The following is a 14,728-nucleotide window of genomic DNA, read 5'->3' as shown; positions in this document are numbered from 1 at the left end:
AACTAGTCCTGTTCGTCAGGCTCGTCGGCATTGCGAGCAATCGCCACGATAGTCACGCCGTCCGGGAGGTCCATCAGCTTGACCCCCATTGTGTTCCGGTCACGCGTACGGCGTACAGGCTTCACCGGAGTCCGGATGACGCCGCCGTTGCTCGTGATGGCGAACAGCTCGTCCTCCGGATCGATCACGACCGCGCCGACCAGGCCACCGCGTCGCTCGGTGATCTTCGCGGTCAGCACGCCCTTACCTCCCCGGCCCTGGACCGGGTATTCCTCGATCGGGGTACGTTTCGCGTAACCCCCGTTCGTCGCGACCAGAACGTCCAGACCCTCTCGCACCACCTCGACGGCGAGCAACTCGTCCTCGCCGCTGAAGCGCATGCCGATCACACCGGAGGTGGCCCGGCCCATCGGACGCAGCGCCTCGTCGGTGGCGTTGAAGCGGATCGCCTGGGCGTTCTTCGACACGAGCAGCAGGTCGTCCTCCGGAGCGACCAGTACCGCACCGACCAGCTCGTCCTCATCGCGCAGGTTGATCGCGATGATGCCGCCGGAACGGTTGGAGTCGAACTCCTCGAGCCGCGTCTTCTTCACCAGGCCGTTCTTCGTGGCCAGTACCAGGTAGGGGGCCACCTGGTAGTTCGGGATTTCAATGATCTGCGCGATCTGCTCGTCGGGCTGGAACGCGAGCAGGTTGGCCACGTGCTGGCCCTTGGCCACCCTACTGGCCTCGGGAAGCTCGTACGCCTTCGCCCGGTAGACCCGACCCTTGTTCGTGAAGAACAGGATCCAGTCGTGGGTAGAGCATACGAAGAAGTGGCTGACGATGTCGTCCTGGCGGAGCGTCGCCCCGCTGACGCCCTTCCCGCCACGCCGCTGCGACCGGTAGAGGTCGACCTTGGTCCGCTTCGCGTACCCGGTGCGGGTGATCGTCACCACCACGTCCTCGCGGGCAATGAGGTCCTCCATCGAGACCTCGCCGTCGAACGGGACGATCTTCGTACGCCGGTCGTCGCCCCACTTGGCGACGATCTCGCCGAGCTCCTCCGAGACGATCCGCCGCTGCCGCTCCGGCTTGGCCAGGATGTCCTTGAGGTCGGCGATCTCCACTTCGAGCTTCGCCAGGTCGTCCAGGATCCGCTGCCGCTCCAGGGCGGCCAGCCGGCGCAGCTGCATGTCCAGGATCGCGGTCGCCTGGACCTCGTCGATGTCCAGCAGCCGGATCAGGCCCTGCCGTGCGTCCTCCACAGTGGGCGAGCGCCGGATCAGGGCGATCACCTCGTCCAGCGCGTCCAGCGCCTTGGACAGACCGCGCAGGATGTGCGCCCGCTCCTCGGCCTTGCGCAGCCGGAACGCGGTCCGCCGCCGGATCACCTCGATCTGGTGCTCGACGTAGTAGCGGATGAACTGGGCCAGGTTCAGCGTGCGCGGCACGCCGTCGACGAGCGCCAGCATGTTGGCGCCGAACGTCTCCTGGAGCTGGGTGTGCTTGTAGAGGTTGTTCAGCACCACCTTGGCGACCGCGTCGCGCTTGAGCACGAGCACGATCCGCATGCCGGTACGCCCGGAGGACTCGTCGCGGATGTCGGCGATGCCGGCGAGCTTGCCCTCCTTGATCAGCTCGGCGATGCGCTCGGCGAGGTTGTCCGGGTTGACCTGGTACGGCAGCTCGCTGACCACGAGCGCCGGCCGGCCCCGCTTGTCCTCCTCGACCTCGACCACGGCGCGCATGCGGATCGAGCCGCGCCCGGTCCGGTACGCGTCCTGGATGCCCGCCTGACCGACGATCAGGCCGTGGGTCGGGAAGTCCGGGCCCTTGACGATCTCCAGGAGGGCTTCCAGCGTGGTGGCCTCGTCGGCCTCCGGGTGCTCCAGGCACCACTGCACGGCCGCGCCGATCTCGCGCAGGTTGTGCGGCGGGATCTTGGTGGCCATGCCGACCGCGATGCCCTCGGAGCCGTTGATCAGCAGGTTCGGGATACGCGACGGCAGGATGGTGGGCTCCTTGGCCCGGCCGTCGTAGTTGTCCTGGAGGTCGACGGTGTCCTCGTCGATGTCCCGCAGCATCTCCATCGCCAGCGGGTCGAGCTTGCACTCGGTGTTGTGGCTGACGAAACCGTCGGAGACGAACGAGTGGTCCTCGGTGTCCACCCGGATGCTGTAGACCGGCTGCACACCGGCGTCGGTGACGTCGGTCACCTCGGCGTAGTAGAAGCGGCCGTCGACGAGCGGTTCGACCACGTCGAGGATGCCCGGCTCGGTGATCCGGGCGGCGATCTCGTCGCGGTCCCGCTCCCAGCGCTCGATCCGGTCCACGTTGTGCCGGCGCAGCCAGTCACGCTCGGTCCAGCGGCTCGCGCCGTGCTCGCGGACGAAGTCACCGACGAACGGCACGTGATCGCCGGAGAGCGCGGTGCTGCTCGCCGGCACCTGGGCCAGCTCGGATTCCAGCTTGGCCTGCTTGCGGCCGAGGAATCCGACGTGAGCGGCGAAGATCCGGGCGTCCCGCCGGTTGGTGACGACGACCTTGATCTCGCCGTCGTCGTACCGGCACTGCCGGCTGACCACGCCGAATTCCAGCAGCAGTTGCTGCACCTCGCGGGCCAGCCGCTCGCTGCGGGTCGAGTAGGAGACCTGGATCGTGCGGCGGGGCAGCAGCGACGACGAGCCGTCGCCCTCGAACAGCGCCTGGAGGAAGGCCCGCTTGACCGCGGCCGGTCCGCGCCAGACGAACTCCGGCACGAACTTGTCGGCGCTCCGCGCGCCCACCATCTCGCCGAGTACGCTCGCCCGCAGTGCGGCGAGGTTCTGTACATCGAGTTCGTGCAGCGTGCTGCCCGAGTCGATGACCCGCTCGGCGACGTACCGGGGGCCGCCGACCGCGAGGTCATAGGCGGTGAGGACCCGGACGAAGAACTCCCGGTCCACGTTGTTGAAGCCGGCTCGCTGCTCGGACACCCACCCCTCGGACACGAGCGCGCCCGCGAGCACGGCTGCCTCGACGTGCTCCAGCATCGGGTAGCCGATCTCGTCCGGCACGGTGCGCTGGAGGGCCACCCGGTCGCCCGGGGCGATCTCGGCAAGCAGCTTCCACAGCAGGGTCGGCACACCGGCCACGTTCACCAGGCAGAGCACCGGGTGGTTGTGGGTGCCGGTCAGCTCGTACCCCTCACGGGTGCGCAGCCGCAGCGTGGGGTGCTCGCCGGAGTGGAAGAACCTGCTGGCACGGACCAGGTCGCCGTTGCGGTCACGGACCTTGAGGTCGACGTCGGTCTCGCTGCTCGGCGCGGCGTCCGGCACGACGTCGCCGATCCGGACGGTGCCGTCGACGGTACGAACCCGGACATCTGCCGCAAGGCAGTACCTCATGGCCGCAGCCGGATCATTTCCCGGCGAGCCGAAGTTGCCGTTGCCGTCGACCAGCGGGTAGCGCAGCGACCACGGCTGCGCCATCCGGACCAGCGCGTCGTAGATGGCCGAGTCGCCGTGCGGGTGGAACTGGCCCATCACGTCGCCGACGACGCGGGAGCACTTCACGTACCCGCGGTCCGGCCGGTAGCCGGAGTCGAACATGGCGTAGAGGATCTTGCGGTGGACCGGCTTGAGCCCGTCCCGGACGTCCGGCAGGGCCCGCCCGACGATGACGCTCATCGCGTAGTCGAGGTACGAGCGCTGCATCTCGACCTCGAGGCCGACCGGCTCGATCCGGTCGTGCTGGACGACCGCCGCCAGTGGTTCCGGGGTCTCCGGCTCGTTCGGGGTGGACTCGGGAGTATCGGTCACTGTTAACCCTTATCAGACTCAGAGTCGTGGTCTCGCTGTGGATAACGGCTGTGGAAAGCGGCCAGACTGTGGATAACTCTGTGGATCGCCGGGTCGGCCGGTGGATCGCCGGCCGACCCGGGCGCGTCCGTCAGATGTCCAGGAACCGCACGTCCTTGGCGTTGCGCTGGATGAACGACCGGCGAGCCTCGACGTCCTCACCCATCAGGACGCTGAACAGCTCGTCCGCGGTGGCGGCGTCGTCGAGCGTGACCTGGCGCAGCGTACGCGTGGCCGGGTTCATCGTGGTCTCCCACAGCTCGGGGTAGTTCATCTCGCCGAGACCCTTGAACCGCTGGATGTCGTCCGGGCGGGCGTTGGGCTTCTTCTGCTGGCGCAGTGCGATCAGCCCGTCGCGTTCCCGGTCCGAGTACGCGTACTGGGCGTCATCGCCCTTCTTGTTCCACTTGATCTTGTAGAGCGGCGGGGCGGCCAGGTAGACGTGCCCCAGCTCGACCAGCGGCCGCATGAACCGGAACAGCAGCGTGAGCAGCAGCGTCTGGATGTGCTGGCCGTCGACGTCGGCGTCGGCCATCAGCACGATCTTGTGGTAGCGCAGCTTCTCGATGTCGAAGTCGTCGTGGATGCCGGTGCCGAGCGCGGTGATCAGCGCCTGCACCTCGTTGTTCTTCAGCACCCGGTCGATCCGGGCCTTCTCCACGTTGAGGATCTTGCCGCGGATCGGCAGGATCGCCTGCGTACGCGGGTCGCGGCCCTGCTTGGCCGAACCGCCGGCCGAGTCGCCCTCGACGATGAAGACCTCGGACTCGCGCGGGTCGGTGGACTGGCAGTCGGCCAGCTTGCCGGGCATCGAGCCGGACTCCAGCAGCGACTTGCGCCGGGCGAGCTTGCGCGCCTGCTGGGCGGCGATCCGGGCCCGGGCCGCCTGGGAGGCCTTCTGGATGATGATCTTCGCCTCGGCCGGGTTGCGGTCGAACCAGTCGACGAGCGACTCGTTGCAGACCCGCTGCACGAAGCCCTTGACCGGGGTGTTGCCCAGCTTGGTCTTGGTCTGACCCTCGAACTGCGGATCGGTGAGCTTGACCGAGATGATCGCGGCCAGGCCCTCGCGGATGTCCTCACCGGAGAGGCGCTCGTCGCCCTTGAGCAGCTTCTTCTCGGCGCCGTAGCGGTTGACGACGCTCGTCAGCGCGGCCCGGAAGCCCTCCTCGTGGGTGCCGCCCTCGTGGGTGTTGATGTTGTTGGCGAAGGTGTAGACCGACTCGCCGTACGACTCGTTCCACTGCATGGCGATCTCGACCGACATGCCCGTCTCCTCGGCGCCGAACTCGACCACCGTCTTGTGGATCGGGCTCTTGGAGGCGTTGAGGTGCCGGACGAAGTCGGCGATGCCGCCCTCGTAGTGGAAGGTGACCTCGCGGGTCTTGCCGTCCTCGTCCTCCGGCACCCGCTCGTCGAGCAGGTGGATGGTGAGACCCCGGGTGAGGAAGGCCATCTCCTGGAGGCGCCGGTAGATCGTGTGGAAGTCGAAGTCGACGGTCTCGAAGACGTCCGGGTCGGGCCAGAAGGAGACAGCCGAACCGGTGCGGTCGGTCGCCTCGCCCTTCTCCAGCGGCGTCGGCTTGGAGTGGTGGTACTGCTGACGCCAGACGAAGCCGTCCTTGTGGATCTCCACGGCCATCCTGGTGGACAGCGCGTTCACCACGGAGACGCCGACGCCGTGCAGGCCGCCGGAGACGGCGTACGCCTTGCCGTCGAACTTGCCTCCCGCGTGCAGCACGGTCAGGGCGACCTCGACACCCGGCTTCTTCAGCTTGGGGTGCAGGTCGACCGGGAAGCCACGGCCGTTGTCGGTCACCCGGACACCGCCGTCGGCCAGCAGCACCACGTCGATGGTGTCGCAGTGCCCGGCCAGCGCCTCGTCCACCGCGTTGTCGACGACCTCCCACACCAGGTGGTGCAGACCGCGCTCGCCGGTGGACCCGATGTACATACCGGGCCGCTTCCGGACCGCTTCCAGGCCTTCGAGAACGGTGATGGACTCGGCACCGTACTTCTTGTTGTCCTCCGCTGCCACGCTCGGCCACTTTCTCGCACCGGCCGCGCATGGGCGCGGGGCGCGGGTTCGGCGGACAGGACACGACGTCGGCGCGCATGGACCGCCCCTGGGATCGCCAGGCTCGGATCATGTACGCCGGGCGCCGCGGTTGCCCGCGGATCGCGATCGGCTCGGACCCGATGCGGGACTATGATCGAGGGCTCATGCGGGCCCCTGTCCGTCGCTCCGTCTCGGGTCTTTCGTCTCGCCCTCAATCTTACTGTGCGGAGCCGACCAAACCGCCACTCGGCACCCTCTCCGAGGCGGCTGAGAATGCCGTAGCCGGACGAACCGCGTTGCCCACGACTCCCCCTACACGCCATTGGGGCGGTACCGCGCCACCGGCCACCGTGAGCCACGACGGTCATCCGACCGGTGATCGGCGGCTGCCCCGACCGGGGGTCGCGGCCGGGCCCGGCGTGCCGTAGCTTTTGCGGCGCCGCCGTTGCGGTCTTGATCTTTTGCGCCCGGAACCGGGACGATCGTCGGAGATGGTCCGAAAACGCTTGGTGAGAGGTGACGCCAGATGGGGCTGGACAACGTCGCGGTGCACTGGCCGCGGACCGGCCGCTTCTACGATCCGGTCGCGCCGGCTGAGTTCGTGGACTTCGGCGAGATCGTGGACATGCCCCGGATCTCCGCGCCGACCGCGGCGCTCGCCGAGCTGATCGCGAAGACCGGCACGGTACGCGCGACCGCGTACACCGAATTGGTCGATTTGATCCTCGGGCTGGAGAATGTGCTCTACGCCACGGAAAACGCGGTCGAGGACGAGGACCCGGTGATCGACCCGGACGGCTGCTCCTGGATCGCCGAGGGCGTGGAGAAGTTCGTCGCACGGCACCGGCCGTACGGCGAGCCGGTCACGTTCGAGTCGGTGAGCGAGGTGCTGCGCGCGCTGCTCGGCGACGGGCGGCTGGCCGAGCAGCAGCTCCGCTGGCTCGACAGCCGGCTCGACCGGCTGCGGGACGAGAGCGGCGATCCGCCGCAGTGGAACTTCACCTGCGCCGAGCTGAGCGTGCTGGCGGCCTTCTACCGGCGCTGCGCGGAGCGGGGCTTCGCGGTCTACGCCGACGCCTGACCGGGCGCCGCAGCGCCGGAAGAAGACGTGGCCTGGTTGGCTGCCGCGATCACCTCGGTCAGCGCCGTGTGCAGGTGCCGCAGGTCGGCCAGCGGCAGGCCGAGGCGCTGCACGATGGCCGGCGGGATCCGCTCGGCCTGCGCCCGCAGCGCCTGCCCCTCGGCGGTGAGCGAGACGGCCAGGCTGCGCTCGTCGGCGGCGTCGCGTTCCCGCCGGATGTAGCCGGCCGCCTCCAGCCGCTTGAGCAGCGGTGACAGCGTGCCCGGGTCGAGTTGGAGCAGCCGGCTCAGATCCCGGCCGGACAGCGGCGCGTGCTGCCAGAGCGCCAGCATCACCAGGTATTGCGGGTGGGTGAGCCCCATCGGCTCCAGCAGCGGCCGGTAGACAGCGACGACGCTCCGGGCGGCGACTGAGAGCGCGAAGCAGACCTGCTGCTCCAGCGCCAGGGGGTCCTCCTCGATGCCGTCGGTCACCCGCGTCCTCCTCGTCGTCGTTGCGATCGTAGCAATGATTGGTGTACCAATGGTTTGCACACAAACAGAGAGGCGGCGGGATGAGCGACGACGAGCAGGTGGGCGACGCCTCCGGCAAGGGTGGCCGTCTGCTGGGCTGGGTGTTCCGCAACCTCGCCGGCCCGTCCCAGGTGCAGGGCGCGGTGCAGGGCGGCTCGAAGCTGGCCCGCGACGCGTGGAAGGAAGACCTGGAGCGTCGCAAGCAGTGGAGCCGCGAGCAGCGCGAACTCAAGCGCGCCCGGCGGGAGGCGCGGCGTTCGGGCGGTGTCGGTCAGCCGTAGGTGTCGCGAGGGCCGCGCCCGCGTACCCGTCGGGGACCGCGCGACCACGACGGCGCCGCCGGCCCGTGGATGTGCAGCTTGCGCACCACGTTGTGGCCGACCTCCCGGGCGATCTGCTGCAACAGCGAGCCCGCCAGCAGGCGCAACTGGGTCGCCCACGCCGTCGAACGCGCCTCCACGGTCAGCTCGCCGTCCTCCAGCTTGACCGGGCGGCTGTGCTGCGCGACCTCCGGGCCGACCACCTTCTCCCACGCGCCGAACACGGTCGCCTCGGCGGCCGGCTGCTGCCAGCCGCGCGCCTTCATCAGCTTGTCCAGCACCGCGCCGAGCGGCTGCGGGTCGCGCGGGTCCGGCCCCGGGCCGGAGTAGCCGCGCAGCCGCTTCTCGCCGTCGCCGCGGACCGCGCCGCGCCGTCGCGGGGCCGCCGCCTGCCGCCGGGCCTTCGCCGCGTCGAGCACCGCCCGCGCCAGTTCCGGCCCGGCCGTGCCCTCCGGCAGCTTCGCGGCCGGCTCGCCGTCCGCGGGCTTCCCCGGGGTACGCGCGTCGCGTCCCGGCCCGAGCCGCGCGGGCGGGAGCTGCACCTCGTCATCCGGCACGTCGCACCGTCCTCTCGCCCACCGCGTACCGGGTGCCGCGCAGCGTCGCCGGCACGTCGTCGTCCACCGCGCAGGTGACCAGGAGCTGGCTCGCGCCGCCGACCAGCTCGGCCAGCCGCTCCCGCCGGCCGGTGTCCAGCTCGGCGAAGACGTCGTCGAGCACCAGCACCGGCTCGATCCCGTCGGCGCGCAGCAGGTCGTACCCGGCCAGCCGCAACGCCAGCGCGTACGACCAGGACTCGCCGTGGCTCGCGTACCCCTTGGCGGGCAGCGGGCCGAGCGTCAGCGCCAGGTCGTCGCGGTGCGGGCCGACGAGTGTGGTGCCGCGCTCGATCTCGGCGGCGCGGTTCGCGGTGAGCGCGGCGGCGAGCGCCTCCGCCAGCGCCGCGCGGTCGGCGCCGGGTTCGGGCAGCTCCACCGAGGGCCGGTACGCGATGCCCGCCGCGCCACGTCCGGCCGCCACCGCGTCGTACGCCTTCGCCACGTGCGGGGTCAGCGCGGCCACCAGCTCCAGGCGGCCGGCGAGCAGGTCCGCGCCGTGCTGCGCCAGATGCGCGTCCCACACGGCCAGCGTCGACAGGTCACCGCCGCGTGTGCCGCCGGTCTTCCGAGCGAGGTACGACGTACGCAGCAGCGCGTTGCGTTGCTTGACCACACGCTCGTAGTCGGCACGGACACCGGCATAGCGGGGCTGGCGGGTGACCAGCAGGTCGTCCAGGTAGCGGCGGCGTTCAGCCGGGTCGCCGCGGACCAGTTCCAGGTCCTCCGGCGCGAACAGCACCAGGCGCAGCGCGCCGAGCACGTCCCGGGCGCGGCGGGCCGGGGACCGGCCGAGGCGGGCCCGGTTGGCCTTGCCCGGAACGATCTCCAGCTCGACCAGCAGCTCCCGGCCCTCGTGCACCACCGCGCACCGGATCACCGCCGAGGCGGCGCCCATCCGGACCAGCGGGGCGTCGGTGGCGACCCGGTGCGAATCCAGGGTCGCCACGTAACCCAGCGCCTCGACCAGGTTGGTCTTGCCGACGCCGTTGGCGCCGACGAGCACGTTCGGCCCCGGCTCCAGGTCGACGCCGACGCGCTCGTACGAGCGGAAGTCGACCAGTTCGAGCCGGCGGACGTACACAGCCTGTGGATACCGGTCAGCGCTTGTGGACGGCGTGGCCGCCGAACTGCTGGCGCAGCGCGGCGACGGCCTTCATCGCGGGCGAGTCGTCCTGCCGGGAGGCGAACCGGGCGAAGAGCGACGCGGTGATGACGTTGAGCGGTACGGCGAGCCGGACCGCCTCGTCCACGGTCCAGCGGCCCTCGCCGGTGTCCTCGGTGTAGCCGCTCAGCTCGGCCAGTTCCGGATCCTCGTCGAGTGCCCGGTCCAGCAGGTCGAGCAGCCAGGAGCGCACGACGGTGCCCTCGCGCCACGACTTGAACACGCCGGGGACGTTCGTCACCAGCTCCGAGGCCGCCAGCAGCTCGTAGCCCTCGGCGTAGGCGTGCATCAGGCCGTACTCGATGCCGTTGTGCACCATCTTGGCGTAGTGGCCGGCGCCGACCGGGCCGGCGTGCACGAAGCCGAACTCGCCCTCGGGCTTGAGCGACTCGAAGATCGGCATGAGGCGCTCGACGTGCTCCTGCGCGCCGCCGACCATCAGCGCGTACCCGTTCTGCCGGCCCCAGACGCCGCCGGAGACGCCGACGTCGATGTAGCCGATGCCCTGCTCGTTCAGCCGCTCGGCGCGCGGGGCGTCGTCGCTGAACCGGGAGTTGCCGCCGTCGATGATGATGTCGCCCTCGCCGAGCACACCGGCGAGCTCGTCGATGGTGGCGTCGGTGACGCCGGCGGGGACCATGACCCAGACCGCGCGGGGCGACTGGAGCTTCTCGGCAAGCTCGGCCAGGCTCGCGGCGTCGCTGATCTCCGGGTTGTGGTCGTAGCCGACCACCTCGTGCCCGGCGGCGCGCAACCGCTCCCGCATGTTGCCGCCCATGCGGCCGAGTCCTACCAGGCCGAGCTGCATCTGCTCCTACCTCCGTACGTCAGGGTCGTGCTGCCTGCGATCAGCGGGACACGCGGATCGGCATAATGAGGTACCGGTACCCCGGGATGACCTCGCCATCCTCGCCTGCCGGGGAGATGACCGCGGGCTTGAACGCGTCGACGAACCGGAGCAGGGCGTGCTGCGCGCCCAGGTTGGCCAGGCCGTCGATGAGGTACTGCGGGTTGAACCCGATGGTCAGCGGCTCGCCGCTGAAGGTGGCCTCCATGGCCTCGCTGGCCCGTGCCTCCTCGGTGCCGCCCGCCTCGACCACGAGACCGTCGGCGCTGAAGCTGAGCAGCACCGGGGTGGTGCGCTCGGCGACCAGCGCGACGCGCTTGACCACCTCGATGAGCGCGGCGACGGCGACGCGGGCCTCGGCGTTGTGGTCGGCCGGGAACAGCGAGCGCACCGGCGGGTAGTTGGCGCCGTCGAGCAGGCGGCTGGTGGTCCGGCGGGTGCCACCGGAGAAACCGATCATGCCCTCACCGGCGCCGCCGGAGGACAGCGCCATGGTGACGTGGCCACCGAGTGGGCCGAGCGCCTTCGCGGTGTCGTGCAGCGTACGGGCCGGCACCAGCGCGTTGAGGCTGATCTCCGGGTCGTCCGGGTTCCACTCCATCTCGCGCAGCGCGAGGCGGTAGCGGTCGGTCGCCAGCATGGCCATCGTGCTGCCGCTCAGCTCGATCCGTACGCCGGTCATCATCGGCAGCGTCTCGTCGCGGCCCGCGGCGACAGCCACCTGGGCCACGGCGGAGGCGAAGGCGGCGGCGTCGACGGTGCCCGCGCTCTCCGGCATCTCCGGCAGCGTCGGGTAGTCCTCCACCGGCATGGTGGGCAGCGTGAACCGGGCGCTGCCGCAGACCAGTTCGAGGTGGGCGCCGACGGCGGCGATGTCCACCGGCTTGGCCGGCAGGGCCTTGGTGATCTCGGCGAGCAGGCGGCCGGAGACCAGGGCGGCGCCGTCCGCGTCACCCTGCACCTCGACCGTCACCTGGCTGGAGACCTCGTAGTCGAAGCCGGAGACCTGCAGGTTGCCGTCGGTGACGCGGAGCATCACCCCGGCCAGCACCGGTACGGAGGGTCGGTTGGGCAGGCTCTTGGCGGTCCACGCGACCGCCTCGGCGAGCGCGTCGCGCTCCACTCGGAACTTCATCAATGCCTCCGCGTCGACGTCAGCGACAACTCTCTCATGCCGACCGCTGCCACCCGTCCCGCCCGACCGTGCGGGTACCCATCGCACCTTAAGGCGCTGGGACATCGGCTGTGCGCCCGACCCCGTGGATCCAGGTGCCCCGGGCGACTGCCGACGGCAGTGCTCCGGCCCGATCCACAGGAAGTCCAACGGTGATGATTGGTTTTTGTTGTTTAGAAGAGATAACTCATCGTCTTCATCGCACCTGTGCAAACTGTGGAGAACCGGCGTCCGCGCAGGTCAGACACGTTATCCACCGGTGGTTTGGCTGTGGAGAACCAGGGGTAAAACTCGTGTCCCGGTCCACAGCCCTCGCCGGCCGCCGGGTTTTCCACGGCTGTCCACCGGTTGTCCACCGGTAATCCACCGGTTTTCTCCCCAGCGCTGTGGACAACGCCGACAGGGTCGAGAGCCGTCATCCCCAGAACCTTCAACAGCTCGCCCACAGGCAGACCGTCGTCTGGGGATGACGACTGCGTTGTCCCCAGGCATCCACAGCGTCGTCCCCAGGAGTTGTCCACAGTCTGTGGGTAACCGGCCGGGTGCAAAGCGTGGTTGTCCACTGCCTGTGACACAGGGGCTGTGGACAACGGGTACGAGCTGTGGACGAGCACACGACAGATCCTGGGCCCTCCACCGGGTCGAGGGTCAACCGATCCCCGCTGTCGGCTACTTGCCACCCGCCCGAGCCCGCCGCGTCGGCGCCGAAATGGTCACTAGGTCACGCCGCCCCTCCCGCGACTCCGCCCGCCCCGCCCAGCCCTGCTCGGGTCGACCATGAAGTTGGCGGCATCTGGCGTCCGGTTTGTCGCCGCTAACCTCATGATCGACGCGAACGGTCGGCCGGTGAGGGTGGGGACCGTGGCTGCGTTCAGGTCACGCGTGAGGTGTGACGTTCAGCTCTGGCGAGATCTTGGTAGGAAACGGCCCCTATGAGGGCGCCAAGCTTCCAAGATCTGCGGGGACGTCCGCGGCGGGAGCGGTGAGGGAAAGAGGCAGCGCGAGCAGAGAGACGGTCAGGTGTTCTGCTTGATGCGGTTCGTCAGCTCGGCGATCTGGTTGTAGAGCGAGCGCCGCTCCGCCATCTGCTGGCGGATCTTGCGGTCCGCGTGCATCACCGTCGTGTGGTCCCGGCCGCCGAACGCCTGCCCGATTCGGGGCAGCGACAGGTCGGTCAGCTCGCGGCACAGGTACATGGCCACCTGACGCGCGTTCACCAGCACCCGGGAGCGGGAGTGGCCGCGCAGGTCCTCCAGGCTCACGCCGAAGTAGTCGGCCGTGGACACCATGATCTGGTCCGCGGTGATCTCCGGGCCGGCGCCGTCCGGGATGAAGTCCCGCAGCACCTCCTCGGCCAGCGACAGCTCGACCGAGGATCGGGTGAGGCTGGCGAAGGCGGTGACCCGGATCAGCGCCCCCTCCAGTTCGCGGATCGAGTTCGACACCCGGGACGCGATGAACTCCAGCACGTCCGGCGGGGCGAACAGCCGCTCCTGCGCCGCCTTCTTCTGCAGGATCGCGATCCGCGTCTCCAGGTCAGGCGGCTGGATGTCGGCGAGCAGACCCCACTCGAACCGCGTACGCAGCCGGTCCTCCAGCGTCGCCAGCTGCTTCGGCGAGCGGTCGGACGTGATCACGATCTGCTTGTTGGCGTTGTGCAGGGTGTTGAAGGTGTGGAAGAACTCCTCCTGCGTCCGCTCCCGGTTCTCCAGGAACTGGATGTCGTCGATCAGGAGGATGTCCACGTCCCGGTAGCGGCGCTGGAACGCGCTCGTCTTGTCGTCGCGCAGCGAGTTGATGAAGTCGTTCGTGAACTCCTCGGTCGAGACGTACCGGACCGAGCGCGCGTTGCCGAGCGTCGTGGCGTAGTGCCCGATGGCGTGCAGCAGGTGGGTCTTGCCCAGCCCGGAGCTGCCGTAGATGAACAGCGGGTTGTACGCCTTCGCCGGCGACTCGGCCACCGCCACGCTCGCGGCGTGCGCGAACCGGTTGGACGAGCCGATGACGAAAGTTTCGAACATGTACTTCGGGTTGAGCCGGTTACCGCCGCTCTCCGTACCGCCGGGGAGCCTGCGATCGGCCTGGCCGCCGCCGCCCGGACGGTGGTGGTCGGCGCCACCCCGGCCGGGGCCGTTGTCGGTGGCGCCGTCGCGCGGCAGGCCGCGCATCGGCGCGGGGTCGGCGGGCGGACTCTCCCGGTATCGGGGCTCGTATCCGCCGGCGTCGGGCACGGGCGGCTCGATGCGGGTGCGCTCGTCGAAGGCGCGGCGCTCGGGCGCGGTGCGTACCGGCTCGGCGAACGCAGCGCTGAAGAGCGTGTCCTGCGCGTCCCGGCCGGCCGGAATGAGGTGCGGGCGGCCGCCGCCGTCGGCGGTCCGCTGGCGCGGCGCCGGCTCGTCGAGCGGCTGCTCCGGGCGCGGTTCGGCGTACCCGGCCTCGGCGTACCCGGGTTCCGGGCGCGGCGACGGGAAGGCGGACGCGGGCTGGTCGAAGCCGGGCAGCGGGGCGGCGGCGTCGTGCTCGGGCAGCGGCTCCGGGCCGCTGCGGTAGACAGTGCCGGCCGGGCGGGCGCTCGGGTCGTCGGAGACCCGCACGGTGACGGCCACCTGGATCGGCCGGCCGAGCCGGCGGCTCAACGCCTCGGTGATGGCCGGGCGGAGCCGGGACTCGATCACGTCCCGGGTGAAGGCGTCCGGCACCGAGAGCAGCGCCGTGTCCTCGACGATCGCCCGCAGCCGGGTGAGCCGGAGGTACGCCCGTTGCTGCGCGGAGATGATCTCGTCGGCGAGTTCGTCGGTGGTCGCCGTCCACACCGCGGCAAGGTCGGTCGCTCCGGTCACCGTCGTGCCACCCCCTCGCCTGCTCCTTCTCACGCCCGCCCGGACGGCTGACCGGTCGTCATCCACAAGTTATCCACAGCCTGTGTACCGACCGATTGTGGCCGCCCACCGGACGCGGGTCGGACCTGCCCCCCTCGATCCGGGGAGGCGTTGAAGCGGGTTCACCGTGCCGAACGATTCAACAGCGTGTCCGGTCTTGCCGATCGGCGACAAACCCCGGACCCCCGACGCCGACCGCAATCGCGCACGCTAACAGCGCGGACCCCACAGCATCAACCGGCGACACCCTGACGACCTTGGCAACATCAGTGAA

At 70.1% G+C, this 14,728-nt stretch carries 11 protein-coding genes; 2 read left to right on the top strand and 9 right to left on the bottom strand.

Annotation, left to right across the window (positions count from 1 at the left end; genetic code table 11):
* Positions 1–2 precede the first annotated feature (2 nt).
* Both gyrA and gyrB read right to left on the bottom strand, forming a co-directional pair.
* Entirely contained in the window at positions 3–3,782 is a 3,780-nt protein-coding gene (gyrA, locus tag MICAU_RS00055; RefSeq protein ID WP_013283220.1) for an intein-containing DNA gyrase subunit A, read from the bottom strand.
* A 130-nt stretch (positions 3,783–3,912) separates the two neighbouring features.
* On the bottom strand, positions 3,913–5,859 hold the full coding sequence (gene gyrB / locus MICAU_RS00050) for a DNA topoisomerase (ATP-hydrolyzing) subunit B (protein ID WP_013283219.1): 1,947 nt from the start codon (positions 5,857–5,859) through the stop codon (positions 3,913–3,915).
* A 547-nt stretch (positions 5,860–6,406) separates the two neighbouring features.
* On the opposite strand from gyrB, the gene MICAU_RS00045 reads away from it, so the two are divergent.
* The gene (locus tag MICAU_RS00045; protein WP_013283218.1) at positions 6,407–6,961 is read left to right on the top strand and encodes a hypothetical protein; all 555 of its coding nucleotides are present in this window, start codon (positions 6,407–6,409) and stop codon (positions 6,959–6,961) included.
* Here MICAU_RS00045 and MICAU_RS00040 read toward each other — a convergent pair.
* On the bottom strand, positions 6,946–7,434 hold the full coding sequence (locus tag MICAU_RS00040; protein WP_013283217.1) for a MarR family winged helix-turn-helix transcriptional regulator: 489 nt from the start codon (positions 7,432–7,434) through the stop codon (positions 6,946–6,948). The genes MICAU_RS00045 and MICAU_RS00040 overlap by 16 nt on opposite strands.
* Positions 7,435–7,514: 80 nt before the next feature.
* Here MICAU_RS00040 and MICAU_RS00035 point away from each other — a divergent pair, with 80 nt between their 5' ends.
* Positions 7,515–7,754, top strand: a complete 240-nt coding sequence (locus MICAU_RS00035) for a hypothetical protein (RefSeq protein ID WP_013283216.1) — start codon at positions 7,515–7,517, stop codon at positions 7,752–7,754.
* Here MICAU_RS00035 and MICAU_RS00030 read toward each other — a convergent pair.
* The 6 genes from MICAU_RS00030 to dnaA form a co-directional block, all read right to left on the bottom strand.
* Positions 7,745–8,350, bottom strand: a complete 606-nt coding sequence (locus tag MICAU_RS00030) for a DciA family protein (protein WP_013283215.1) — start codon at positions 8,348–8,350, stop codon at positions 7,745–7,747. The genes MICAU_RS00035 and MICAU_RS00030 overlap by 10 nt on opposite strands.
* Complete coding sequence (gene recF, locus MICAU_RS00025; protein ID WP_013283214.1) at positions 8,340–9,473, bottom strand: DNA replication/repair protein RecF; 1,134 nt, start codon at positions 9,471–9,473, stop codon at positions 8,340–8,342. Before recF ends, MICAU_RS00030 begins: the two co-directional genes overlap by 11 nt.
* A 16-nt stretch (positions 9,474–9,489) precedes the next feature.
* Positions 9,490–10,362 carry a phosphogluconate dehydrogenase (NAD(+)-dependent, decarboxylating) gene (gene gnd, locus MICAU_RS00020; RefSeq protein WP_013283213.1) on the bottom strand — a complete coding sequence of 291 codons (873 nt, stop codon included), beginning with the start codon at positions 10,360–10,362 and terminating at the stop codon, positions 9,490–9,492.
* 40 nt (positions 10,363–10,402) lie between these two features.
* The gene (dnaN, locus tag MICAU_RS00015) at positions 10,403–11,536 is read right to left on the bottom strand and encodes a DNA polymerase III subunit beta (protein WP_013283212.1); all 1,134 of its coding nucleotides are present in this window, start codon (positions 11,534–11,536) and stop codon (positions 10,403–10,405) included.
* Positions 11,537–11,748: 212 nt separating this feature from the next.
* Entirely contained in the window at positions 11,749–12,021 is a 273-nt protein-coding gene (locus MICAU_RS32310; RefSeq protein ID WP_141722578.1) for a hypothetical protein, read from the bottom strand.
* A gap of 570 nt (positions 12,022–12,591) precedes the next feature.
* Positions 12,592–14,415, bottom strand: coding sequence for a chromosomal replication initiator protein DnaA (gene dnaA / locus MICAU_RS00010; RefSeq protein ID WP_013283211.1), 1,824 nt, complete (start codon positions 14,413–14,415; stop codon positions 12,592–12,594).
* Positions 14,416–14,728: the final 313 nt, after the last annotated feature.

The organism is Micromonospora aurantiaca ATCC 27029, from assembly GCF_000145235.1.
Lineage (GTDB): Bacteria > Actinomycetota > Actinomycetes > Mycobacteriales > Micromonosporaceae > Micromonospora > Micromonospora aurantiaca.
This window is presented reverse-complemented; position numbering and strand designations above follow the sequence as displayed.